This is a genomic window from Rhizobium sp. CNPSo 3670, assembly GCF_057784555.1.
Map to the genome: position 1 here is coordinate 18,097 of NZ_JBXSOL010000003.1, position 21,835 is coordinate 39,931.

Sequence of the window (21,835 nt, forward strand, 5' to 3'; positions counted from 1 at the left end):
CGCCTTTATTGCTTAGGCATATTATTGCCCATGTGTGCGCCAATCGTTGATTGGCGCGCTTTTATTTTTGTCGGAGTGGCTTTGGAATGATGCGGCAGTACGAGCTCGTGGAGCGGGTTCAGCAATACAAGCCCGATGCCAATGAAGCACTGCTGAACAAGGCCTATGTTTACGCCATGCAGAAACATGGCCAGCAGAAACGCGCGAGCGGCGACCCGTATATTTCCCATCCGCTCGAGGTCGCTGCCATCCTGACCGATATGCATCTCGATGAATCGACGATCGCGGTCGCCCTTCTGCACGACACGATCGAGGATACGACGGCGACGCGCGCCGAAATCGACGAACTCTTCGGTGAGGACATCGGCCGCCTGGTCGAGGGGCTGACGAAGATCAAGAAGCTCGATCTCGTCACCAAGAAGGCCAAGCAGGCGGAGAACCTGCGCAAGCTGCTGCTCGCCATATCAGATGACGTGCGGGTGCTGCTCGTCAAGCTCGCCGACCGCCTGCACAATATGCGTACCCTCGATCACATGTCGGCCGACAAGCGTGCCCGCATCTCCGAGGAGACGATGGAAATCTATGCGCCGCTCGCCGGCCGCATGGGCATGCAGGATATGCGCGAGGAACTCGAGGAGCTTTCCTTCCGGCACATGAACCCGGAGGCCTACGAAACCGTCACGAAAAGGCTGGAAGAGCTCTCCAAGCGCAACGAAGGCATCGTCAAGAAGATCGAGGCCGAATTGCGCGACCTGCTGGTCGCAAGCGGCCTGACGAGCGCCTATGTCAAGGGCCGGCAGAAGAAGCCCTATTCGGTCTTTCGCAAAATGCAGTCGAAGTCGCTCTCCTTCGAACAGCTTTCCGATGTCTACGGCTTCCGTCTGATCGTCGAGGACATTCCATCCTGTTACCGGGCGCTCGGCATCGTCCATACGCGCTGGCGCGTCGTGCCCGGCCGGTTCAAGGATTATATCTCGACGCCGAAGCAGAACGATTACCGTTCGCTCCACACCACCATCGTCGGCCCCTCCAGCCAGCGCATCGAGTTGCAGATCCGCACGAAGCGCATGCACGAAATCGCCGAGTTCGGCATCGCCGCCCACACGCTCTACAAGGATGGCGCCACCAATGCCGATGGCGACATTCTTTCGCGCGAATCCAATGCCTATTCCTGGCTGCGCCATACGATCGAGGCGCTCGCCGAAGGTGACAGCCCGGAGGAATTCCTTGAGCACACCAAGCTCGAACTCTTTCAGGATCAGGTCTTCTGCTTCACGCCGAAGGGCAAGCTGATTGCCCTGCCGCGTGGTGCCACCCCGATCGATTTCGCCTATGCGGTGCACACCAATATCGGCGACACGACGGTGGGCGCCAAGATCAACGGCCGCATCATGCCGCTGGTGACGCGGCTGGCGAATGGCGACGAAGTCGAGATTATCCGCTCCGGCGTGCAGGTTCCGCCGGCGGCGTGGGAAGAAATCGTCGTCACCGGCAAGGCGCGGGCTGCCATCCGCCGCGCCACCCGCATGGCGATCCGCAAGCAATATGCAGGCCTCGGCCACCGCATTCTCGAGCGCACCTTCAACCGGGCCGGCAAGATTTTCTCGCGCGAGGCGATGAAGCCGGCACTGCACCGTCTGGGCCAGAAAGATGTCGAGGATGCAATCGCCGCCGTCGGTCGCGGCGAGATGTCCTCGCTCGACGTGCTGCGCGCCGTCTATCCTGATCACCAGGACGAGCGCGTCACCGTCAAGCCTTCCGGCGATGACGGCTGGTTCAACGTCCGCAGCGCTGCGGGCATGATCTTCAAGATTCCCGGAAAGGCTAAAACAGGGGCCGAAGGCGGCCATTCGGAACTCGATGCCGATGTCGATGTCGGCCCGATCCGCGGCCTGTCCGGCAATGTCGACGTCAAGTTCGCCTCGACCGGCGCCGTGCCCGGCGACCGCATCGTCGGCATCATGGATCAGAGCAAGGGCATTACCATCTATCCGATCCAGTCGCCGAGCCTGCAGCGTTTCGACGATCAACCCGATCGCTGGATCGACGTGCGCTGGGATCTCGACGAGGCCAACAAGTCGCGTTTCATGGCGCGTATCATGGTGAATGCATTGAATGAGCCCGGCACGCTTGCCAAGGTCGCCCAGACCGTGGCCGGGCTCGACGTCAATATTCGCATGCTGAACACGGTGCGCGTGGCTGCCGATTTCACCGAGATGATGCTCGAAGTCGAGGTGTGGGACCTGCGGCAGCTCAACCAATTGCTCGCCCAGATGAAGGACCTGGATTGCATCGCTACGGTCCGGCGGCTCTATGAGTAGGCTTTTGTTAGGCCTGCCATGGAGCTGATCGACCAAAATGCACATTTTATGATCGGTCTGTACTCGCGACGGCGCAGCAATAAGGCAAGGAATGCGTTGAGCGCATAGCTGTGTCCATGTTGCGGCGGTGGTAATTAACCTTTGCCGGGACTATCTTCTCGTCATCGAAAACGTAAACAGAAGATGAGACAAGGTAATGTTTGATCCTATCAGGAAAATCGCTCGCGCCTTTCGCGCGCCGACCACGCAGGAACGTGAAATGGCCTATCTGAACGGCTCGCTGGATCGTATCGATCTCGAGTTTCGTCAGCGTCAGGTCGATCGCGGTCTGTTCCGCAATCGCTGACACCGCCTTTATACTTTGTCGAGTGAGGGACGTTACGGTAATGAGCGCCCCTCGGCATGAAGATGCTCCTTTGCAAGAAAGATAAGGGGGCGGTTTCGGGCGGTACCATTTGCCGCTCTTGTCATGGTCCGGTGCACTGCACTAAATAGCGGCCATGTTGTTTCGCCGTCGCAAGCCTGCGGGTTTCAAGGAAAAGATGCGGGAGCTTCTATGGCCCCGAAAAGGTTTCCTTCGCCCGATCCGTTACCTGACAATGCGCATTCTGCGCCTGAGCGCTTCGCCGCATGCGGTTGCGGCCGGTGTTGCCGCCGGCGTCTTTGTCTCGTGGACGCCGTTCATTGGCGTGCATTTCGTCATGGCTTTCGTCATCACCTATTTCCTCTCCGGCAATATGGTGGCCGCGGCTCTCGGCTGCGCGGCCTTCGGCAATCCGCTGACCTATCCTTTCATCTGGGGTATCACCTGGGAAATCGGCCATCTGCTGCTCAGCCGTGAGGATCATCTGGCCGGTCAGGCGGTGGATCTCGCCGCGCTCTTTCACAAGCTGAACTTCACCGAATTGTGGAAGCCCGTGCTGGAGCCGATGTTGATCGGCGCCATCCCACCGGGAATCGTAACCGCCGTTGCGCTCGATGCGCTGACGTTCTACACCGTCAAAGGTTTTCAGGCCCGCCGCCGCACGCGACTGCTGGAGCGGGCACGTCTGCGCCTGGCGGGTGCGGCCAGCGACATGCCGAGCGTATGAACCGGTACAGAATTCTTGAGCGACGGAAGGTTCCGGCATGATCATCGGCATTGGCAGCGATCTGATCGACATTCGTCGTGTCGAGAAATCGATCGAGCGCTTCGGCGAGCGCTTCACTCATCGCTGCTTCACCGAGATCGAGCGCGCCCGTTCCGACCGCCGGGCAAACCGCGCCGCATCCTATGCCAAGCGTTTCGCCGCCAAGGAGGCCTGCTCGAAGGCGCTCGGCACCGGCATAGCCCAGGGCGTCTTCTGGAAGGACATGGGCGTCGTCAACCTGCCGAGCGGCAAGCCGACCATGCAACTGACCGGTACCGCCGCCGCGCTCCTGGAAGCGATGCTGCCCGGGGGCCATAGACCCGCCATTCATTTGACAATAACCGATGATTATCCCTTGGCGCAGGCCTTCGTTATCATCGAGGCGTTGCCCGAAAGGCCATGATGGCGACCCCGGGGAGCGTTTCAACGGGACCCCGGGAGCGTTTGGTAGCGACCGCAGAAGCGTTTCAACGCGACCCCGGGAGTGTTTGATCGCGACCACGGAAGCGTTTCAACGCGACCACGGAAGCGTTTCAACGCGACCTCTCGTCGCTTTTCATGTTGTCGCCATTGCCGCAACCGGCCGAAGCCGCTAGAGAGAACGGCAGAAAGAATTGCGCCTTTACGGCGTCTTGAAGGAATAAGACTGCGTGTCCGAAAAAGTCGATACCAAGCCGAACGCCCTCTGGGAAAACATCAAGGTCATCATTCAGGCGCTGATTTTGGCGATGGTGATCAGAACCGTGCTGTTCCAGCCCTTTACCATTCCGTCCGGTTCAATGATGCCGACGCTGCTCGTCGGCGATTATATCTTCGTCAATAAGTTCGCTTACGGCTATTCGAAGTATTCGCTGCCCTTCTCGCCTGATCTCTTCAGCGGCCGCATCTTCGGCTCCGATCCGAAGCGCGGCGATATCGTCGTCTTCCGCTTCCCGCCGAATCCCGATGTCGATTATATCAAGCGCTGCATCGGCCTGCCTGGCGACCATATCCAGGTCACCGACGGCGTCCTCTACGTCAACGGCAAGCCGGTTCCGAAGGCGGCGGATGGCAGTTTCACCTCGGACTACAAGCTCGATCCGGGCGAGGACGTACCAGTATTCCGCGAAACCCTTGATAACGGCAAGACTTACGACACGCTCGACCAGTCGCCGGTCTCGCGCGGCGACAACACCCGCGAGTTCATCGTGCCGGAAGGCCATTATTTCATGATGGGCGACAACCGCGACAACTCGCTCGACAGCCGCTTCGACGTCGGCTTCGTGCCGGCTGAAAATCTTGTCGGTCGCGCCAGCGTCATCTTCTTCTCGCTCGGCAACGACACGTCTTTCCGCGAAATCTGGAAGTGGCCGACCAACATGCGCTGGGACCGCCTTTTCAAGGTCGTTGAATGAGTAAGGCGCAGACGCTTTCTGCGGCGGATCGCGCAAAGCTCGAAAGCCTGATCGGCCATGACTTCGCCGAAAAGGCACGCCTGGACCGGGCACTGACCCATGCCAGCGCCCGTACCGAAAAGGGCGGCAACTACGAACGGCTGGAGTTTCTCGGCGACAGGGTCCTCGGGCTCTGCATCGCCGAGCTTCTGTTCCGCACCTTCGGCACGGCCGGGGAAGGCGAGCTCTCGGTTCGCCTCAACCAGCTCGTCAGCGCCGAAACCTGTGCAGCAGTCGCCGACGAACTCAATCTCCACCTTTATATCCGCACCGGCGCCGATGTGAAGAAATTGACCGGCAAGCGCATGATGAATGTGCGCGCCGATGTCGTCGAGAGCCTGATCGCCGCGATCTATCTCGATGGCGGTCTCGAAGTCGCCCGCCGGTTCATCCTGCGCTATTGGCAGGGCAGGGCGGTCAGGGCCGACGGCGCCAAGCGCGATGCCAAGACCGAGCTGCAGGAATGGTCACACGCGAAATTCGGCGTCACACCGATCTATCGGGTTGATGAACGCAGCGGACCGGATCATGATCCGCGCTTCAAGGTGACGGTAGAAGTTGCTGGCATAAAGCCGGAAACCGGCGTAGAGCGGTCGAAGCGTGCCGCCGAACAGGTTGCGGCGACCAAGATGCTCGAGCGTGAAGGCATTTGGCAGCAATCGTCTGCCGGAAACTGACGGGACAATGACACAAGAAGAAGATATCGCGGCCGAAGCTGCCGTAGAAGCCAATGGTCCGACACATTCGGGTTTCGTTGCGCTGATCGGGCCGACTAATGCCGGCAAGTCGACGCTGGTGAACCGCCTCGTCGGCGCCAAGGTGTCGATCGTCAGTCACAAGGTGCAGACGACGCGCGCGATCGTCCGCGGCATTGCCATTCATGACAATGCCCAGATCGTCTTCATGGATACGCCCGGCATCTTCAAGCCGCGCCGTCGGCTCGACCGAGCCATGGTGACTTCTGCCTGGGGCGGCGCCAAGGATGCCGATCTGATCATGCTGCTGATCGACAGCGAGCGCGGTTTGCGCGGCGACGCCGAAGCCATCCTCGAGGGCCTGAAGGAAGTCCAGCAGCCGAAGATCCTGGTGCTGAACAAGATCGACCGCGTCAACCGCGAGGATCTGCTGGCGCTGGCCGCCGCCGCCAATGAGAAGATTGCTTTCGATCGCACTTTCATGATCTCGGCCGAAACCGGTTCTGGTTGCGACGATGTCATGGACTATCTGGCCACCACCTTGCCGGAGGGGCCGTGGTACTATCCGGAAGACCAGATCTCCGATCTCCCCATGCGTCAGCTCGCCGCGGAGATTACCCGCGAAAAGCTGTTCCTGCGTCTGCACCAGGAGCTTCCCTATTCCTCGCATGTCGAAACGGAAAAGTGGGAAGAGCGTAAGGATGGCTCGGTTCGGATCGAGCAGGTGATCTATGTCGAGCGTGATAGCCAGAAGAAGATCGCCCTCGGCAAAGGTGGCGAAACCATCAAGGCGATCTCGACCGCCTCCCGCAAGGAATTGTCGGAAATATTAGAGCAGCCGGTCCATCTCTTCCTCTTCGTCAAGGTCCGCGAGAACTGGGGTGATGACCCCGAGCGGTTCCGCGAAATGGGCCTCGAATTCCCTAAATAAGGACGGCAACGATTTTATCGAGCAGCCTCCAGCCCCTTGTTTCTTAGGAAAAAATCCGTCTCGTTGCGGAACGAATCCGAGCTTTGCGCATTCCTCGGTCAACGGCGGCCAGACGGGCCGTCGTTTGCGCGACCGCGGGGCAGGCATGGCGACGTCGAGACGCATCCATTCATTCAAGACCCCTTGCGAATTATGTCCATTGCGGCCTCTGCCGCATTTCAGGGAGTTCAGCCGAGACGAGCTGGAATTTGTTTCACGTTTCAAACGCGGCGAGCTTGCCGTCGATGCCGGCTCCACCATTCTTGTCGAAGGCGCCCACAGCGCTCATCTTTTCACCGTGCTGTCCGGTTGGGGCTTCCGCTACAAGATGCTGGAGGACGGGCGCCGCCAGATTCTGAATTACATCATGCCGGGCGACCTGATCGGTCTTCAGGGAACGATCGCCGGCGAAATGCAGCATTCCATCGAAGCGCTGTCGCCCGTTTCCCTTTGCGTCTTCGAGCGCGACCGGCTGATGACGCTCTACAACAAACATCCTTCGCTCGCCTTCGACATCACGTGGATTGCCGCGCGCGAAGAACGAATATTGGATGAGCATCTCCTCTCCATCGGCCGTCGCACTGCATTGGAAAGAGCGGCCTATCTGATCGCTTTCTTGTATGAGCGCGGCAGGAAGCTCGATCTCTTCAACGGCCGCAAATTCATCCCCATCACTCAACAGCACATCGCCGACACTCTCGGTCTTTCCATCGTTCACACCAACAAGACGCTGAGAAAGCTTGGAGAACGCGGTTTGATCCGCTGGCAGGAACGCGGCTGCGAAGTTCAAAACGGTGAGGAGTTAATGGCGATCGCCGGTTGGGAAGGACTTGGGGAGGGCAAGCGTCCCTTCATTTAGCCCGATGGCCTATGTCTTTTTTAAATGCAGTTAAGCTTTTCGGAAAATAAGGTCGGTCGTCATCTTTCCTCCGATTTTGATTCTTATCGACCGGGCAGAAAAATGGTTTATTCAGAACTGGTGGCGCAATTCACCGATAGCGTGCCATGCGGGGCACCGGAGGGCAATGATGTTGGCGAAAGGGCCAAGGCGCTGCGAAAAGCGCCCGACGAGTGGCGCGGAAGCATGAACGCACTCCGTGTTTTGGTTCTCGAGGACAGTCTGATCATCGCGATGGAGGCGGAGGATATCCTGCGCATGGCCGGTGTCGAGAGCATCGATATTGTCGGCAGTCTCGATCAGGCAAGAGCCGCCATCGCTGCGGAGACGTATGATTTCGCTCTTCTCGATGTCAACCTCGGCGAGGGCATGAGTTTCGGATTTGCCCGCCATCTTCTCGATGCCGGCATCCCCTTCGGTTTTGTCAGTGGCTATTCCGATATACGTGACTTCCCGTGCGACCTTCAGCACATACCGCTGCTGGTGAAGCCGTTCGACGAAAAGGCGATGCGCGAATTCCTGCAGAGGCTTCTGCCGGCTGCGGCCTAACGTAGTCCGTCATGGACACGGGATCTGCTTGAGAGCGCCTGATGCTATCGCTTTGAAACTGCGGGCAATCCTTCGGGAAATCGATTCCGGTTTCCCGATTTATGCGCTACGATAAGGTAATCGGCCGCAGGAACTTCTTATGCAGTGGCAGGACCAGGCAATCATTCTGGGTGTCAAACGCCACGGCGAGACGAGCGTCATCGCCGAGGTTATGACGCGTGGTCGCGGCCGTCACCTCGGCCTGGTGCGTTCCGGCCGTTCGCGCGCCATGCAGCCGGTGCTGCAGCCGGGCAATGCCGTCGAGGTCGTCTGGCGCGCCCGGCTCGACGAACATCTCGGCGAATTCCGCGTCGAGCCTGTGACGCTGCGCGCCGCCCGTCTGATTGAAACGGCGACCGCCGTCTACGGGGTCCAGGCGATGGGCGCTCTGCTGCGGCTGCTGCCGGAGCGAGACCCGCATCCGCATCTCTTCGACGCGCTGGAGGTGATCCTCGATCATCTGCACAACCCCGCCGATGCCGGTGAGCTTTTCGTGCGTTTCGAGCTGGCGGTGCTGAACGATCTCGGCTTCGGGCTCGATCTTGCCGAATGCGCGGCGACCGGCGCCCGCTCTGATCTCGTCTATGTCTCGCCGAAGTCCGGCCGCGCCGTGAGCCGTAGCGCCGGGGCGCCGTGGGCCGACAAGATGCTGGTCCTGCCGCCCTTCCTCGGTGTCGAAGGCAATCACGCGGCGGACTTCGACAGCCTTGCTGCCGCGTTCCGTCTGACCGGGTTCTTCCTGCATCGCCATGTTTACGAGCCGCGCGGCATCGAGGCTGCGGCAGCCCGTGACGGTTTCGTGCGGGCCGCGCTCAGGGCGCTTGATCCAGCCTCGCGGACGCTTTCCGATCCGAACGGCGTCCCCGCCTGACCTGATTTTTTACTGCTGCAAAATATCCTCCGGATTTGGCGGTTTACCCGCTGATCGGTGGCTCCTATCTCTTGATTGCCAATCAAGGAGGATTCCATGCTGACCAAGACCGCATCACCGACGACGATCACGCTCTGGAACGGTCGCGAAATCCCGCGCCTCGGCATGGGGTGCTGGGCAATCGGCGGCCCTTTCTTCGCTGGTGACACGCCGCTTGGTTGGGGCGAAGTCGACGACAATGAATCCGTCGAAGCGATCGATCGCGCCATCGCGCTCGGCATCCGCTTCTTCGATACCGCCTCGAACTACGGCGCCGGCCACTCGGAAGAGGTGCTCGGCCGGGCGGTCGGCAATCGTGACGGCATCATCGTCGCCACCAAATTCGGCTTCGCGACCGATCCGGAGACGAAGCAGGCAATTGGGGCCTTCGCCGATGAGGCGTTCATTCGCAGCTCGGTCGAGACATCGCTGCGCCGACTCAAGCGCGATCGCCTTGATCTGCTGCAGTTTCACATCAATGATTTTCCGCTGGAACAGTCGGATGCTGTCTTCGATACGCTGGAGGCGCTGCGAGCCGAAGGCAAGATCGACGCATTCGGCTGGAGCACCGATTTTCCCGATCGCGCCGCCCGCCATGCCGACCGCGCCGGCTTTGTCTCGGTCCAGCATACGATGAACGTCTTCGATCCGGTGCCGGAGATGATCGCTGTGATCGAAGGGAAGGGTCTGATTTCCATCAATCGCGGTCCGCTGGCCATGGGGCTGCTCACCGGCAAGTTCACCGCCGACAAGGCGGTAGGCGCCAAGGATGTCCGCGGCGCGGCACTCCCCTGGATGGTCTATTTCAAGGACGGGCGCATGGCTCCGGAATTTTCCGCAAGGCTCGATGCCGTCCGCGATCTCCTGACGTCAGGCGGCCGCACGCTGACACAGGGGGCTCTCGCCTGGCTCCTGGCGAGGTCGCCGCGCACTTTCCCCATTCCGGGCTTCCGCACCATCAGCCAGGTGGAGGAAAATGCCGGCGCACTGGAAAAGGGACCGCTGTCGGCTGACGTCATGGCGGCTATCGATGCCGCACTCGGCATGGGTGAGAGACGGTGAAACTCTCCCCACGCTCCCTCATTCCTGTGCCTGTCACAGCAATGAGGGAGAATGTTGCGATGTATAAGGGACAAAGCGCCCTCAGCCCTTCCGCAATTCAACCTACTCTCGTGCGCGAACCTTCATCGCCCAGCCCTCCGGCCGCGCCTCGATGATCTTCACCTCGTCGCCGATGGCGATCCGTCCGCTGCCGCGAGGCGTGACGTTCCAGCCAAAGAGCGGCCCTGGCACACGCCGGTCGGCAGACATGCGGATGCGACCCATGGCCGGCATCGGGTTCGGCCCCTCGCGTGAACCGGTCAACTGGTCCTGCGTCGTCATGATGCAGCGGGAGCAAGGTTTGACGAGATCGAAACGAACGCCTGATATTTCGATCGCCGCCCAGCGATCCTCCGGCCATGCCTCATCGATGTCTATGACGATGTTCGGACGGAAACGTTCCATTCCGACGCTGCCTTCGCCATGCGCGGCGAGATCGGCATTCAGCGCCTTCAGTGAGCCCGTCGTCGTCACCAGGATCTGGTATCCGTCGGTAAAGGTGACGGGCGAGCCTTCGCCGGCCCATTCGGCGTTCGCCGTCCGCCGTGCCTGCCCGTCGAAGAAGACCAGCCGCACCTCGCGGCCGAGCCATTCGGAAAGCTGCCTGTTGCTGTCGGGATCGGCGACCGCGGCGCTGACGGTCGATTTCCATACGGTCACATCCATGCGGACTTCAGGCCGAGGCGGAGGCACCGCTAGCTCAGACTTTCCCTGCATCAGCAGCCGAAAGGCGCCGGGTTCCGGACGGATATCGATGCGCGCGAGGTCCGGCAGTTCGCGCTGGGTGATGAAGTGACCGTTCAAATCGGTAATCATCGCCCGCCGGTCGCCGGCAAGCCCCTCGGCGCCAATATCGGCGGCGGGCAGCGCAATGGCGCGAGCGCTCTTGAGCGGGTATATGAAGAGGTCGCTGATGCGCATGCCGTTCTCCCTGGATATAGTTCTCTAGATTTCATCCATGAACGCCGCGAGAAAATCGCGCAGGCTCTTGTCGCGGGCGGCCGCAATCCGGCGGCCGGTCTCGGTCTGGAATCCCTCCGCCAGTTTGAACAGCTTCGTCTGGAAGTGGTCAATGGCATAACGCTTGTCGTCGAAGGGCCGGTTCGTTGCCGCGGGGTCGAAGGGATCGTAGAGTCCCGATCCCATTCGTCCGCCGATATAGAAGCAGCGTGCGACGCCGACCATGCCGATCGCGTCCAGCCGGTCGGCATCCTGCAGGATCATCGCCTCGAGCGTCTGCGGCGCCACCCCGGCGGAAAAACTATGAGCGGTGATGGCGTGGGCCGCGGCTTCGATATCCGCTTCGCTCCAGCCGAGTTCGGAAAGGATCACTGAAGCCTTTTCCGCCGCCAAGGCCGATGCTTTTGCCCGCAAGGGTGAGTTCTTCTCGACGGCGACGCAGTCGTGCAGCAGCACGGAGGCGGCAAGGATGCGCCCATCTCCGCCTTCTCCCGCATGGATGCGCATGGCGTTCCTGAAGACGCGCAAGATATGGGCAAGATCGTGTGAGCCGTCGTCGCCTTCGGCGGCGTGTGCGATCAGCGCCGCTGCGAGCGTTTCATGAGGGGAGAAGGCTTCGGCCTCGAACATTGTGCCACCTCTTGTCGGAAGAAAGACGTCGAAGAGCGCCGGCCGAAAGCAAAGGGAGCTTCACAGGAAGACGCCGCTACGAAAAACGGAGATCTCGAAGCCGGTTTGTAGCGGCTCAACGTGCGAGTCGCAATCGAGGGAGGTCAGCGCTCGAGCGTCTGAAAAGCTGTCGCGCCGCTGCTCTTCGGCGGCGGGGAGAGAAGATGGGGCACGTCACGGACCGGGCGCGGCGGACTGATGTGATAGCCCTGGATCTCGTCGCATTCCTCGCTTTCGAGCAGCGTCAGCTGGGCCGCCGTCTCGACGCCTTCGACGGTGACGCGCATGCCGAGCGCATCGCCGAGCAGGATGATCGCGCGCATGATCGCATGCGCTTCCTTGCTGTCGACGATGTCGTTGACGAAGGATTTGTCGATCTTGATCTTGTCGAAGGGAAAGCTGGAGAGATAGCTCAGCGAGGAATATCCGGTGCCGAAATCGTCCATCGAGATGCGGATGTCGCGGTCCTTCAGGGCATGCAGGATCGGCAGCACCTCGCTGAGGTTTTCCATCAGCACGCTCTCGGTGATTTCCAGTTCGAGCCGCGATGGCGACAGCCCGGCGGCGGCAAGCGCTTCGCTGACGTCCTGCGTCAGGTTGCCGCTGCGGAACTGGATCGCCGAAACATTGACTGCGACCTTGATGTTTTCCGGCCATTGGGCCGCATCCCTGCAGGCCTGGCGTAAAACCCAGCGGCCGATATCGACGACGAGGCCGACCTCCTCGGCAAGCGGAATGAAATCCATCGGCGGCACTCGGCCTCGGAACGGATGGTTCCAGCGGATCAACGCTTCGAAACCGCAGATCCGCCGCTCGGCAAGATCGTAAAGCGGCTGGTAATGCAGCTCGAATTCCCCGTTCTCGACGGCGGCTCGAAGATCTGCCTCCAGCGCATGGCGCAACTGCATCTGCGCTTCCATTTCGCCGGTGAAGAAGCGCTCGCGCTTGCGTCCGTCCGCCTTGGCATGCGACAGCGCCACGCCGGCATTTTTCAGCAGGATATCGGTTTCCCCGCCGTTCTCAGGAGCGATTGCAATACCCATGGAGACGCTGAGCGTCACCTGCTTCTCGCCGTTCAGGAACGGCTCGGAAAGCGCGCGGCGGATTTGGTCGGCCAGCGCCGTCACGTTTTTAGGCTGCTGCTTACCCGTCTGCAGGATGGCGAATTCGTCCGAACCGAGGCGCGCCAGCGTGTTTTCCGATCCAGCCGAAGCTCGGATGCGCTCCGCAACCTGCTGCAGGATCTTGTCGCCGACCGATACGCCGATCGTGTTGTTGATCGATTTGAAGCGGTCGAGATTGAGATAGACGAGGGCGATCTGCTCGTGCGGCTTGCGCTCGGCGAGCGTCGCATCGACCTGCTCGCGGAAATACATCCGATTGGGAAGACCCGTCAGGGGATCGTGATGGGCGAGATAGGTGATGCGCTGGGCGGCCTTTCGATCCTCGGTGATATCGGCATGAATGGCGATGCTGCTGCCGTCGGAGAGGATGGTCACCACGCTTTGAATGATGCGGCCATCATGCATCTGCCATTCGCGTCGGCGGATGCTGCTGCTTTCTGCCTTGGCGATGGAAGGTCGTGCTGTCTGCCGGACGCTTTTGGAGGCGGTGCTTTCGTTGCCGCGCATTTTGCCGATGAGTTCGGCAATCGTCGCGCCCGCGGCGATATCTTCCGGCGTCAGGCCGAAGAGCTGAGGGAAGCGGATATTGTAAAGCGTCAGCCGCTGGCCGGCGTCGAAAACGCTGAGGCCGAGCGGCAGGTTGTTCAGGACGATCTCGAAGAGTTTTTTCTGTCCGTCGAACGCTTGACTGAGCGCCGATAGATTCCCTCTCAGCGTCTGGTTTTCCTTTTGAAGGGTTTCCGCACTTCTCTCGATTGCATCATAGTCGCTTTCATGGCCGCGGTAGGTTGCGATCACCAGCTCCATCAGACGCTGCGCGTCAATTGATCCGTCGGCCATGACAGCCTCTGTGCATTGCCGCCAGAAGAGCGCTTCAGCCTTCATGGGAAAGCATCTTGGCTGACGGCAAGAGCCGTCCGCGTCTGATGGACGTGCCTCAAAATATCGGACATGAAAACCTTTCTAAGAGAAACCATTGAAATCAATTTTTATGAGTGACGTACGGGTAATGCCTGATGACTATTTTGGAGCGGGCGGATTAATATTCGGTTGCAGTGCAGCAGAGGTGCACGTCGTCAGACAGGTTGCTCTCCATATTGGAAATTACTGGAATACCGGGGCGGGCAGCGGCGGAAACCCGGTTCGAGCGCGCTCCGTTAATTTCTGTCAACCATTGTTAACGAGTAGTTAACAACTTATTGACGCACTGCGCAAATCAGTTTAACCACCGAGTCAACAGTGATTTCCCCTTCGTATTGCGTACAAACACCACCGGCAAAAGGCGGTGAATGGAGGTTTGTATGACCCGCACCACATCCGTTTCAGACACGTCATATGCGTATCTTGCGACACTTTCACGGCTAGATCTAAACGGCGACGGCGTATTGAGCCGCGGCGAACGTGCCGCCGATGAGAAGCCAGGCATCATCAAGGAACTCCTGGAGGAAGACATGGGCAGCGAGACTCAGCCCAAATTTTCCGGCAGCCTGATTGCGCTGATGATGGATACCCACGACAGCGGCACGACAAGCAGCATCGCCGTGCCCTATCCGCTGCAGCAGAGCGCGTCTGCGACTGGCAGCCAATCCGACGATCTCTACCGCAACACCTACGGCCAGTTCGATTTCGACGCCGTCGCCTGACGATAGCATCGTTCACGTGATCTGAAGCCGGCCCGTTGGTCGGCTTTTCTCGTTGGATGCTCCGCAGAGGAACACCTTCCGGGCTGAGACGTTCAGAAGGATATCCGGACGGAAGGAGATCACCATGAAAACCATGCGCATCATCGCCGCCCTGAGCCTGCTGGCCCTTGCCTTGCCGGCAAGTGCCCAGGACAAGCAGACGGCGGTCGCCAATTTCGTCGGCGAGGACGGCAAGGAAAATGGTCGGGCCCAACTGACGGCCGCCGCCAATGGCGGCGTTCTGATCGAAGTGGAGATATCGGGGCTGCCGGCGAATAAATGGGTGGCCTTTCATGTTCACGAAACCGGCCGCTGCGACGCGGCGAGCCATTACGAATCGGCAGGCGGTCATTTCAACCCGGGCTCTGCCGAACACGGCATTCTCGCCGCTAAGGGGCCGCATGCCGGCGACATGCCCAACCAGTATGTTGGACAGGATGGCGTGCTCAGAGCTCAGATCTTCGATGGCATGGTCACGCTCGATGGCAAGAAAGATGGCATTCGCGGCCGCGCATTGATGGTGCACGCCAATTCCGATGATTATCGCAGTCAGCCTTCCGGCGGCGCCGGTGAAAGACTTGCTTGCGGAGTGGTCGAATAGGCCGACGATCGCCCCGCGCTGCAATGGTTCACTGCCGTGTTGGCTCTTCCGCCGCCGTGCCGTTGGACCTTTTTCCCAGCGCGGAATTTCCACCGTCCCGCACAGCGGCTGGATCGCCCCTTTCGTCCAAGGCAAGTTTTACCCGCTTCACCATATCGCGGCTGACCTGCCACCAGTCACCGGTCTTTGCCCAGTAACGTAGCGTTAGCGAAATCGTGCTCTCACCGAGCGCGTCGATGAAAACGCTGGGTGCCGGTGACGGCAGCACCCTTGGGTTTCCTTTGGCTATGCCCATCAACGTCTCCATCGCCTGATCGAGGTCGTCTTCACGAGAAATGTTGATTTTCAAGTCGTTCTGCCGCGTAGGCTCACGGCTGAAGTTGGTTATCGGCGTGTTCCACAGCGTTGAATTCGGCGCCAGCCGATAGAGCCCGTCGCCGGTTCTGAGTTCTGTCGCAAACAATCCGACCTCGCGCACCGTGCCGGCCACGCTGCTGGTTTCGATATATTCGCCGACCCGGAACGGCCTGAGGATCAGGAGCATGATGCCGGCCGCGATATTCTGCAGCGTCCCTTGCAGCGCCAGCCCGATCGCCAGGCCGGCTGCGCCGAGGGCGGCGATGATCGAGGCGGTCTGGACGCCGAATTGGCCGAGCACGGTGATGAACACCAGAATCAGAAGCGCATAACGCACCACATTGGTGAAGAATCGCGCCAGTGTCTCGTCGATGCCATGGATGCGTGACAGGCCCTCATAGGCCCAGCGGCTGACAAAGCCGGCCAGCGTCCAGCCGATGACGAGCAGGATCAACGCCCCGAGAATGGAGAAGGAATATTGGACTGCAAGTGCGCTTGCCTGGCTGAGTGCCGTGCGGGTGGCGAGAAGGACATCGGCTGCTTGTTGTTCCATGATCTGGCCCTATGGAGATTGCGAGGTCGAGGCCAAGATGGAGCAGACGCCAGCAGCGTCAACCGCAGGCAGGGTTCCGGATCGCCAGCAGGAAGGGCGCATTGCCGTCCGCATCGGCGCCACGCCCGATCGCCCTTACCGCCGCAACCAGCCGGCCGCCGCGGCTAAGCAAGGTGTCACCGATCTCGATCAGCCGGGTGTTCGGAGTTGCGAAAGGTGAAGCGGCGCGCAGCCGACGGACAAGCTCTTCCTCGTCCTGATCCGGCGCGATCGACAGAGCGGCGATGAGTGCCGCGGCCGGTGATCGCGACACGCCCATCCAGCAATGGATGAGCAGCGGGGTCTCCTGCCGCCACGATGCGGCAAACTCGATGATCGCCTGTACATGCGTTTCGTCAGGCGCCACGAGACCGCCCGTGCCCTTGAAGGTGATGTCGTTCATCGAAAGCGTCAGGTGACGATCGGGCGCGATCACACCCGGCCGATGAAAGGCCTGTTCTTTGGCGATCAGGCTGATCATGTCACGCGCCTTGTGGCGCACCGCCATTTCGGCGATGCGCGAGAGCGGCGCGACGACGATCAAGCTCACGATACCATCCCCCGCTCGGCCTCGATCGCCGCAAAGCGCTCGCAGAACAGCCGCTGGGCTTCCAGCGCCGGCAAAGGTTCGATCAGCAACATCTCCTTGCTGATGCCGCGAGGCTGGCCGAAGAATTTCTGCGCCTCGGCGGGCGTGAAGCCGGCAAGTACCGTAGCCTCGAAATAGGCCGCGATCGTGTCCGCCTTCTTGATCCTGTCCTTGAGATCGCGCGATGGGTGAGGCGGCAGGCCGAAGCGCAGGTGCACGGCGGCCTCCAGCCGCATTTCCACCGCCTTATAGCCGCCACCGACCACGGATTTGAACGGCGAGATCATGTCGCCGATCACATATTCAGGCGCGTCATGGAGCAGCGCCATCAGACATTCCTCCGGCCGCGCATTGTTGAAACGGCGGAAAATATCTTCGACGACGAGGCTGTGCTGCGCCACCGAAAAGGCATGATCGCCCGACGTCTGGCCGTTCCAGCGTGCTACGCGTGCGAGACCATGGGCGATATCGGCGAGTTCGACATCGAGCGGCGAGGGGTCGAGCAGGTCGAGCCTGCGCCCGGACAGCATGCGTTGCCAGGCACGCGGAGCTTTGGCCGTCACGCGCTGGCCTCGTCTGCGCTGGTGGGAAAGACAAGGCCGGACCATTGCGGCAGGGCGAGAGAAACCGGCGTTTGGCCGGCCAGCAGCGGCGTGCCTTCCGCCATTGCAGCACCGGCGCGGTCGATTCGCACGATCGCAAGCCCGCTGCCGCCCTCGACCGAACCGAGTGTCCCCACCGGCTTGCCGGCGGCGGTGATCTCCGTGCCCGCTAGAGGCAAGGCCGTAGCGGCGGACACGGTGACAACGCGCCGGCGCGCAGTGCCGCGGTGCTGCATGCGCGAGACGACCTCCTGGCCGACATAGCAGCCTTTCTTGAAGGAGAGGCCGCCGTTCAGATCCATCAGCACGTCATGCGGGAAGGCGTCCTGCAGGGCAAAGTCGGATCCAGAGGTGACGATACCGTGGCGGATGCGCAAGCTCTCATAGAGTGACGGCGCATCATCGCCATGCTTTCCTGCCCGGCGGCGCAGCGGGACACCCGCCTTGGCGAAGCGGCTGTCTCGGGCACCTCCGATGCGATCGGCATCCTCGCCCCAGCAAACGGTAATGCCATTCTCAGGCTGAGGCGTAAACGTAATGGCGGCCCGCAGCCTGTACATCGTCAGCCGCTTCGCCAGCCCTTCGAGCTGGGCCGCATCCGTTTCAACCAGGTAGCCGTTGCAGTCCCGCCAGACCATGAAGTCGAAGAGGATCTTCCCCTGCGGCGTCAGCAGTGCTCCAGGCCGCGCCTCATCGGGCGCAAGCGAAACAATATCGGTGGTGATCAGGTTCTGCAGGAAAGATTGGGCGTCCGCGCCGCCGACGGAGAACAGTGAGCGGTCTTTCAGGAATACGGCTGGCATGGCGGAACCTGTCGCGTTGGTCGTCGCTCAGAGGTATGACTTCGTGGAGTGGATCGCAAGGTCATGCGACATGCGGAAGGCGCGTGCGAGGCGGCTTCAGTCGCCCGCTGTGAAGAACTTCCACTTGCCGTCAGGCGTAATGCCAAGGCGGTAGAAATTATAGCCACCGAATTCCTGCATGTCGGAAAGGTCGCCGGCGGTCACGATGCGCAACAGCTCGACTCGCTCCGGCGGTGTCAGCGACTTCAGATCCTTCTCGGCGAAATAGGGCCAGACATACATATCGTCGGCTGTGCCTTGGCCGACATGAACGAAACCGGTTGAGACGATATCGAGCATGATGGCTAGAATTTCATCTCCGTCGGGATCGCCGGAGAGATCTTTCAGGGTGCCGATCGGGTCGTCGGTTGCTTCACCCACCGTCACCTGCGTCTGGTCTTTGCCAGTGCCCATCAGCGGTCGCAACCGTTCGAGATCGCCGGAGGCGGCGGCCTCGACAATCTGTTGGCGCATTTTGCGAACCGGCTCGGGCGCCTTGTTGATGTCGTAAATTACCTCGACCGGCTTGGATGCGTCCTGGGCGCCCGGCGTCTTGTCGACGCCCTCACTGTTCTGGCTGTTGACCAGCGGCTCGGCCATGGGAACGCCGGGGGTGGTGCCCTGGGGCTGGTTCTCCCCCTCAGCACTTCCCTGTGCGGGCGGCGCCTCGCTGGGGGCTTGGCCGGGGATCTTATGGAGTTCGGAAAGCGCATAGGCCGAGGGCGCGAGGAGGGCGTTGCCGGCGGCAAGGCTGAACGCAAGCAACACCGGCGCGAGCCGAATTCGCGAAACTTTCTCTTTACCGATGGGCATCGAACTCTCTGAATAATTATTGCAGGGTGCGGTTGGCGGAGAATTCGCCGGCAAGCATACGGTCGCGCAGCGAATCGAGCAGAGCTTCGGCGCTGTTTTCCCCGTGCAATCGGATGGTCTCGCGCAGGGCATGCGCGATGGCGGCATCAGCTATGATCTCCGGCTCGATCCCGTCGGCCATGCCGTCGGCCCAAGCCTCGTTCTGGTACTCCAGAGCCGCCTGCATCTTTTCGTGGACGATCATGTCGTCGATGTCGTTGAGGCTTGCTTCCATTGTCTTTTCCTCAGAACTTCTCATGTCTTACTGCACCGTTAATAACACTAACAGCCTTTTCCCAAAACGACACGTCCGCATGCGAAAACAGGTTAATTAAATGTCAATTTCCAAAGCGCGAGGTAATTTCTGTGGCGAGTGTTGCACCTTCGTTACGGTAGCGCTCTTCTGCCACGATGGCCGCCGGGGTGCAATCCGTATAGACGGAGGCGAAGGCGCGATACCCGCGATTGAAGGCCGCGGTCAACCTTTCCTTGCGCTGCGGCTCGTTACCCGTTTCCGAATCGAGCAGCTGCTTCATGCCTTCCCGCCACTCATCGCCGCCCGCCGCCTTGCAGAGCGTTCTCAGATAATGCACCGAACCCAGCACTTCGGCGAGCCGCGCCAGCTTGTCGTCATAGGGTACGGGCACGCCCGCGACCGGCGGCGCAATCTCCTCCTGCGCAGGCGCCGTATTCTTACCCTGAGCCATGGTGGGCCCGGCAAGCACGAGCAGGGACAGGACAACGCGTCGAACGGGAATCATGCTTCCACTTGATACGTTGAGCGTGACGGCAACAAGGCGCGTCTGAAAGTTTCCACTTCTATTCACCGCCCGCCAGCCGTTCCGCGCATTCGAGCACGCTTTGCGGCACAGGCAGTCGCCGGATCTCCTCTACCGTATACCAGCCGAGCGCCGCCGCATCGTCGGCGGCTTCCGCCACCATTTCCCGGTCGGCGTCGACGCAAAAGACTGACAGGAAGAAATGGCTCCTGATGCTGCCATCCGGCCCATGCGTCTTGAGGTCATAGGTAGAGAACAGCCGCGGATTGTGCGCCGAGATGCCGGTTTCCTCGCGGAACTCGCGCAGCGCGGTCTGCTCCGGCGTTTCGCCCGGCTCGGCGCCGCCGCCGGGAAAGGCATACATGTCGGCAGAGGGCGGGTTGCGTCGCAATACCAGAAGGAATCGCCCGTCGCGTTCGAGAATGGCGGAGGAGGCGGCTTTAGCGGTGGAGGTCATGGCTGCTCTTGCTGTGACGGCCTATTCGATCTGACGGGCTGATGATTGCGGATCGCGGCTGCGGGACGACCCGATTTTCCTGTGGGATAGCTCCCAAGACAAGCCCCAAAAATTGCGCAGCGGTTCGCGAAATAACGACATCTGTGCAACAAGGAGGCAAAAAATATTCGAAAGGTCTTTGCGTGACCTATATCATTTACGCGTTTGCCGCCGTTTTCGAGATCGCCGGCTGCTTCGCCTTCTGGGCATGGCTCAAGCTTGAGAAGCCGATCTGGTGGCTGGCGCCGGGCATGATCTCGCTTGCGCTTTTCGCCTGGCTTCTGACGCTGGTGCCGAGCGATGCCGCCGGTCGAACCTTCGCAGCCTATGGCGGCATCTACATTCTTGCTTCGCTCTCCTGGCTGTGGCTGATCGAAGGCCGGGTGCCCGATCGTTATGATATCGGTGGCGGACTAATCTGCCTTGTCGGGGCGAGCGTCATCCTCTTTGCGCCGCGCGCCTGAAACCGTCACGCAAAAGCATGCAACGCGCCTTGACCGGACTCGGGCCGGCTGCAAAGACAGGACGATGTGTGGACGTTTCGCCCTGACAAGTTCCAGCGCCGACCTGCGCGACTTCTTCTCCGGTCTCGATCTCGAGGACTTCCCGGCGCGTTACAACATCGCCCCGACGCAGCCGATCCTCGTGGTCATGGCAGGCGAGGGCCGGGAGCGGGGCAGCAATCTGCCCGATCGTCGCGCCGTCCTCGTGCGATGGGGCTTCACGCCGGGTTGGGTCAAGGACCCGAGGGATTTCCCGCTGCTGATCAACGCGCGCGCCGAGACCGCGATCGGCAAGGCCTCGTTTCGAGCGGCGATGCGTCATCGCCGCGTGCTTATTCCGGCCTCAGGTTTTTACGAATGGCATCGCCCCTCCAAGGAGAGCGGCGGCAAGCCGCAGGCCTATTGGATCAGGCCGCGCCGGGGCGGGGTCGTCGCCTTTGCCGGGCTGATGGAGACATGGTCCTCGGCCGATGGCTCGGAGGTCGATACCGGTGCGATCCTGACAACGTCAGCCAATGCGGGCATCTCCGCGATCCACGATCGCATGCCAGTCGTCATCAAACCGGAGGACTTCTCGCGCTGGCTCGATTGCAAGGCGCAGGAACCGCGCGAGGTGGTCGACCTGATGCAGCCTGCTCAGGGCGATTTCTTCGAGGCTATCCCGGTTTCCGACAAGGTCAACAAGGTTGCCAATATGGGGCGGACCTGCAGGAGCAGGTTGTCGTCGAAAGACCGCCTGAGGCGCCTGCGAAACAAAGGCCGGATCACGGCCAGCTGAGTTTTTTCTAAAACGGCGTAGCGCTTCCGGCATCGCGGCCTGCTCGGCTTACCCGCAATGCAGGGGGCACATCACCAAGCATGCCGCAGTCTTGGGATGACGGCATGCCGCAAAACGTGAAGCGCGGATGTGCCGTTCGAAGCTCGGCACCTCAAGCGGATTTCTTGACGCCGTCCGGCTTGTTCTTTGTCATCAATGATGCCGCGGCAACGGCCTTCAAGCCGACCGGGCGATAGTTGGCGGCGAGGTCTGGCTTGGCCGCCTGTTGTTCGCCGGCACTGCTCTTCTTCGAAGTCACGATACTCTCCTTGCGTGTTGCTTCCCTGAGTATTTTGTATTTTGCTATTTGGTCAGAAATAGCGA

At 60.7% G+C, this 21,835-nt stretch carries 26 protein-coding genes and 1 pseudogene; 15 read left to right on the forward strand and 12 right to left on the reverse strand.

Going from position 1 to position 21,835, the window contains the following annotated elements; all coding sequences use genetic code 11:
• Window positions 1-86 precede the first annotated feature (86 nt).
• From AC13QO_RS03270 to AC13QO_RS03320, 11 genes are all read left to right on the forward strand, one after another.
• On the forward strand, window positions 87-2,321 hold the full coding sequence (locus AC13QO_RS03270) for a RelA/SpoT family protein (protein WP_085777589.1): 2,235 nt from the start codon (window positions 87-89) through the stop codon (window positions 2,319-2,321).
• A gap of 196 nt (window positions 2,322-2,517) precedes the next feature.
• Window positions 2,518-2,667, forward strand: a complete 150-nt coding sequence (locus tag AC13QO_RS03275) for a DUF3563 family protein (RefSeq protein WP_064706756.1) — start codon at window positions 2,518-2,520, stop codon at window positions 2,665-2,667.
• A gap of 154 nt (window positions 2,668-2,821) precedes the next feature.
• Window positions 2,822-3,412, forward strand: a complete 591-nt coding sequence (locus AC13QO_RS03280; protein ID WP_488539909.1) for a DUF2062 domain-containing protein — start codon at window positions 2,822-2,824, stop codon at window positions 3,410-3,412.
• 37 nt (window positions 3,413-3,449) lie between these two features.
• Window positions 3,450-3,854: a holo-ACP synthase gene (gene acpS, locus AC13QO_RS03285; protein ID WP_488539910.1), complete on the forward strand. Its 405-nt coding sequence runs from the start codon at window positions 3,450-3,452 to the stop codon at window positions 3,852-3,854.
• A gap of 247 nt (window positions 3,855-4,101) precedes the next feature.
• Window positions 4,102-4,845: a signal peptidase I gene (lepB, locus tag AC13QO_RS03290; RefSeq protein WP_488539911.1), complete on the forward strand. Its 744-nt coding sequence runs from the start codon at window positions 4,102-4,104 to the stop codon at window positions 4,843-4,845.
• A complete protein-coding gene (rnc, locus tag AC13QO_RS03295; protein ID WP_085777592.1) occupies window positions 4,842-5,561 on the forward strand; it encodes a ribonuclease III in 720 nt (239 codons plus the stop codon). Before lepB ends, rnc begins: the two co-directional genes overlap by 4 nt.
• 7 nt (window positions 5,562-5,568) lie before the next feature.
• Window positions 5,569-6,510, forward strand: a complete 942-nt coding sequence (era, locus tag AC13QO_RS03300; RefSeq protein ID WP_085777593.1) for a GTPase Era — start codon at window positions 5,569-5,571, stop codon at window positions 6,508-6,510.
• Window positions 6,511-6,655: 145 nt separating this feature from the next.
• Window positions 6,656-7,408, forward strand: a complete 753-nt coding sequence (locus tag AC13QO_RS03305; protein WP_085777594.1) for a Crp/Fnr family transcriptional regulator — start codon at window positions 6,656-6,658, stop codon at window positions 7,406-7,408.
• Window positions 7,409-7,510: 102 nt separating this feature from the next.
• On the forward strand, window positions 7,511-7,996 hold the full coding sequence (locus AC13QO_RS03310) for a response regulator (protein WP_488539912.1): 486 nt from the start codon (window positions 7,511-7,513) through the stop codon (window positions 7,994-7,996).
• A gap of 139 nt (window positions 7,997-8,135) precedes the next feature.
• Complete coding sequence (gene recO / locus AC13QO_RS03315) at window positions 8,136-8,906, forward strand: DNA repair protein RecO (RefSeq protein ID WP_285192724.1); 771 nt, start codon at window positions 8,136-8,138, stop codon at window positions 8,904-8,906.
• A gap of 96 nt (window positions 8,907-9,002) precedes the next feature.
• The gene (locus tag AC13QO_RS03320; RefSeq protein ID WP_085777597.1) at window positions 9,003-10,007 is read left to right on the forward strand and encodes an aldo/keto reductase; all 1,005 of its coding nucleotides are present in this window, start codon (window positions 9,003-9,005) and stop codon (window positions 10,005-10,007) included.
• A 102-nt stretch (window positions 10,008-10,109) separates the two neighbouring features.
• Here the strand turns inward: AC13QO_RS03320 and AC13QO_RS03325 are convergent, their stop codons facing one another.
• The 3 genes from AC13QO_RS03325 to AC13QO_RS03335 form a co-directional block, all read right to left on the reverse strand.
• Window positions 10,110-10,967 (reverse strand): MOSC domain-containing protein, encoded by an 858-nt coding sequence (locus AC13QO_RS03325; protein ID WP_488539913.1) that lies wholly within the window; start codon window positions 10,965-10,967, stop codon window positions 10,110-10,112.
• Between the two features lie 24 nt (window positions 10,968-10,991).
• Entirely contained in the window at window positions 10,992-11,636 is a 645-nt protein-coding gene (locus AC13QO_RS03330; protein ID WP_488539914.1) for an HD domain-containing protein, read from the reverse strand.
• A gap of 143 nt (window positions 11,637-11,779) precedes the next feature.
• The gene (locus tag AC13QO_RS03335; RefSeq protein WP_488539915.1) at window positions 11,780-13,684 is read right to left on the reverse strand and encodes a putative bifunctional diguanylate cyclase/phosphodiesterase; all 1,905 of its coding nucleotides are present in this window, start codon (window positions 13,682-13,684) and stop codon (window positions 11,780-11,782) included.
• A 416-nt stretch (window positions 13,685-14,100) separates the two neighbouring features.
• Here AC13QO_RS03335 and AC13QO_RS03340 point away from each other — a divergent pair, with 416 nt between their 5' ends.
• Entirely contained in the window at window positions 14,101-14,442 is a 342-nt protein-coding gene (locus AC13QO_RS03340; RefSeq protein WP_085777601.1) for a hypothetical protein, read from the forward strand.
• A gap of 124 nt (window positions 14,443-14,566) precedes the next feature.
• Window positions 14,567-15,082: a superoxide dismutase family protein gene (locus AC13QO_RS03345; RefSeq protein WP_285192729.1), complete on the forward strand. Its 516-nt coding sequence runs from the start codon at window positions 14,567-14,569 to the stop codon at window positions 15,080-15,082.
• Between the two features lie 28 nt (window positions 15,083-15,110).
• Here the strand turns inward: AC13QO_RS03345 and AC13QO_RS03350 are convergent, their stop codons facing one another.
• From AC13QO_RS03350 to AC13QO_RS03385, 8 genes are all read right to left on the reverse strand, one after another.
• Window positions 15,111-15,992 (reverse strand): mechanosensitive ion channel family protein, encoded by an 882-nt coding sequence (locus AC13QO_RS03350; protein ID WP_488539916.1) that lies wholly within the window; start codon window positions 15,990-15,992, stop codon window positions 15,111-15,113.
• Between the two features lie 58 nt (window positions 15,993-16,050).
• Window positions 16,051-16,581, reverse strand: coding sequence for a tyrosine phosphatase family protein (locus AC13QO_RS03355; protein WP_488539917.1), 531 nt, complete (start codon window positions 16,579-16,581; stop codon window positions 16,051-16,053).
• Complete coding sequence (locus tag AC13QO_RS03360) at window positions 16,578-17,150, reverse strand: HD domain-containing protein (RefSeq protein WP_085780026.1); 573 nt, start codon at window positions 17,148-17,150, stop codon at window positions 16,578-16,580. The genes AC13QO_RS03355 and AC13QO_RS03360 overlap by 4 nt, the downstream gene beginning before the upstream one ends.
• A 29-nt stretch (window positions 17,151-17,179) precedes the next feature.
• Window positions 17,180-18,025, reverse strand: coding sequence for a CAF17-like 4Fe-4S cluster assembly/insertion protein YgfZ (gene ygfZ / locus AC13QO_RS03365; RefSeq protein ID WP_488539918.1), 846 nt, complete (start codon window positions 18,023-18,025; stop codon window positions 17,180-17,182).
• A 96-nt stretch (window positions 18,026-18,121) separates the two neighbouring features.
• Window positions 18,122-18,877, reverse strand: a complete 756-nt coding sequence (locus tag AC13QO_RS03370; RefSeq protein WP_488539919.1) for a hypothetical protein — start codon at window positions 18,875-18,877, stop codon at window positions 18,122-18,124.
• A 16-nt stretch (window positions 18,878-18,893) separates the two neighbouring features.
• On the reverse strand, window positions 18,894-19,151 hold the full coding sequence (locus AC13QO_RS03375) for a hypothetical protein (RefSeq protein ID WP_020920882.1): 258 nt from the start codon (window positions 19,149-19,151) through the stop codon (window positions 18,894-18,896).
• A gap of 103 nt (window positions 19,152-19,254) precedes the next feature.
• Entirely contained in the window at window positions 19,255-19,677 is a 423-nt protein-coding gene (locus AC13QO_RS03380) for a TIGR02301 family protein (RefSeq protein ID WP_488539920.1), read from the reverse strand.
• 58 nt (window positions 19,678-19,735) lie between these two features.
• Window positions 19,736-20,152 carry an NUDIX hydrolase gene (locus AC13QO_RS03385; protein ID WP_488539921.1) on the reverse strand — a complete coding sequence of 139 codons (417 nt, stop codon included), beginning with the start codon at window positions 20,150-20,152 and terminating at the stop codon, window positions 19,736-19,738.
• A gap of 182 nt (window positions 20,153-20,334) precedes the next feature.
• On the opposite strand from AC13QO_RS03385, the gene AC13QO_RS03390 reads away from it, so the two are divergent.
• Together AC13QO_RS03390 and AC13QO_RS03395 are read left to right on the forward strand one after the other, a co-directional pair.
• Entirely contained in the window at window positions 20,335-20,655 is a 321-nt protein-coding gene (locus AC13QO_RS03390) for a YnfA family protein (RefSeq protein ID WP_285192734.1), read from the forward strand.
• A gap of 64 nt (window positions 20,656-20,719) precedes the next feature.
• Window positions 20,720-21,483: pseudogene (locus AC13QO_RS03395) on the forward strand (SOS response-associated peptidase).
• Window positions 21,484-21,623: 140 nt separating this feature from the next.
• Here AC13QO_RS03395 and AC13QO_RS03400 read toward each other — a convergent pair.
• Window positions 21,624-21,770: a hypothetical protein gene (locus tag AC13QO_RS03400; RefSeq protein ID WP_176536258.1), complete on the reverse strand. Its 147-nt coding sequence runs from the start codon at window positions 21,768-21,770 to the stop codon at window positions 21,624-21,626.
• Window positions 21,771-21,835 lie beyond the last annotated feature (65 nt).

What these genes read in the sequence shown, in the direction of transcription:
- AC13QO_RS03270 (WP_085777589.1), top strand. Translation starts at nt 87, where the DNA reads ATGATGCGGCAGTACGAGCTCGTGGAGCGGGTTCAGCAATACAAGCCC.
- AC13QO_RS03275 (WP_064706756.1), top strand. Translation starts at nt 2,518, where the DNA reads ATGTTTGATCCTATCAGGAAAATCGCTCGCGCCTTTCGCGCGCCGACC.
- AC13QO_RS03280 (WP_488539909.1), top strand. Translation starts at nt 2,822, where the DNA reads ATGTTGTTTCGCCGTCGCAAGCCTGCGGGTTTCAAGGAAAAGATGCGG.
- acpS (WP_488539910.1), top strand. Translation starts at nt 3,450, where the DNA reads ATGATCATCGGCATTGGCAGCGATCTGATCGACATTCGTCGTGTCGAG.
- rnc (WP_085777592.1), top strand. Translation starts at nt 4,842, where the DNA reads ATGAGTAAGGCGCAGACGCTTTCTGCGGCGGATCGCGCAAAGCTCGAA.
- era (WP_085777593.1), top strand. Translation starts at nt 5,569, where the DNA reads ATGACACAAGAAGAAGATATCGCGGCCGAAGCTGCCGTAGAAGCCAAT.
- AC13QO_RS03305 (WP_085777594.1), top strand. Translation starts at nt 6,656, where the DNA reads ATGGCGACGTCGAGACGCATCCATTCATTCAAGACCCCTTGCGAATTA.
- AC13QO_RS03310 (WP_488539912.1), top strand. Translation starts at nt 7,511, where the DNA reads ATGGTTTATTCAGAACTGGTGGCGCAATTCACCGATAGCGTGCCATGC.
- recO (WP_285192724.1), top strand. Translation starts at nt 8,136, where the DNA reads ATGCAGTGGCAGGACCAGGCAATCATTCTGGGTGTCAAACGCCACGGC.
- AC13QO_RS03320 (WP_085777597.1), top strand. Translation starts at nt 9,003, where the DNA reads ATGCTGACCAAGACCGCATCACCGACGACGATCACGCTCTGGAACGGT.
- AC13QO_RS03325 (WP_488539913.1), bottom strand. Translation starts at nt 10,967, where the DNA reads ATGCGCATCAGCGACCTCTTCATATACCCGCTCAAGAGCGCTCGCGCC.
- AC13QO_RS03330 (WP_488539914.1), bottom strand. Translation starts at nt 11,636, where the DNA reads ATGTTCGAGGCCGAAGCCTTCTCCCCTCATGAAACGCTCGCAGCGGCG.
- AC13QO_RS03335 (WP_488539915.1), bottom strand. Translation starts at nt 13,684, where the DNA reads ATGAAGGCTGAAGCGCTCTTCTGGCGGCAATGCACAGAGGCTGTCATG.
- AC13QO_RS03340 (WP_085777601.1), top strand. Translation starts at nt 14,101, where the DNA reads ATGACCCGCACCACATCCGTTTCAGACACGTCATATGCGTATCTTGCG.
- AC13QO_RS03345 (WP_285192729.1), top strand. Translation starts at nt 14,567, where the DNA reads ATGAAAACCATGCGCATCATCGCCGCCCTGAGCCTGCTGGCCCTTGCC.
- AC13QO_RS03350 (WP_488539916.1), bottom strand. Translation starts at nt 15,992, where the DNA reads ATGGAACAACAAGCAGCCGATGTCCTTCTCGCCACCCGCACGGCACTC.
- AC13QO_RS03360 (WP_085780026.1), bottom strand. Translation starts at nt 17,150, where the DNA reads ATGCTGTCCGGGCGCAGGCTCGACCTGCTCGACCCCTCGCCGCTCGAT.
- ygfZ (WP_488539918.1), bottom strand. Translation starts at nt 18,025, where the DNA reads ATGCCAGCCGTATTCCTGAAAGACCGCTCACTGTTCTCCGTCGGCGGC.
- AC13QO_RS03370 (WP_488539919.1), bottom strand. Translation starts at nt 18,877, where the DNA reads ATGCCCATCGGTAAAGAGAAAGTTTCGCGAATTCGGCTCGCGCCGGTG.
- AC13QO_RS03375 (WP_020920882.1), bottom strand. Translation starts at nt 19,151, where the DNA reads ATGGAAGCAAGCCTCAACGACATCGACGACATGATCGTCCACGAAAAG.
- AC13QO_RS03380 (WP_488539920.1), bottom strand. Translation starts at nt 19,677, where the DNA reads ATGATTCCCGTTCGACGCGTTGTCCTGTCCCTGCTCGTGCTTGCCGGG.
- AC13QO_RS03385 (WP_488539921.1), bottom strand. Translation starts at nt 20,152, where the DNA reads ATGACCTCCACCGCTAAAGCCGCCTCCTCCGCCATTCTCGAACGCGAC.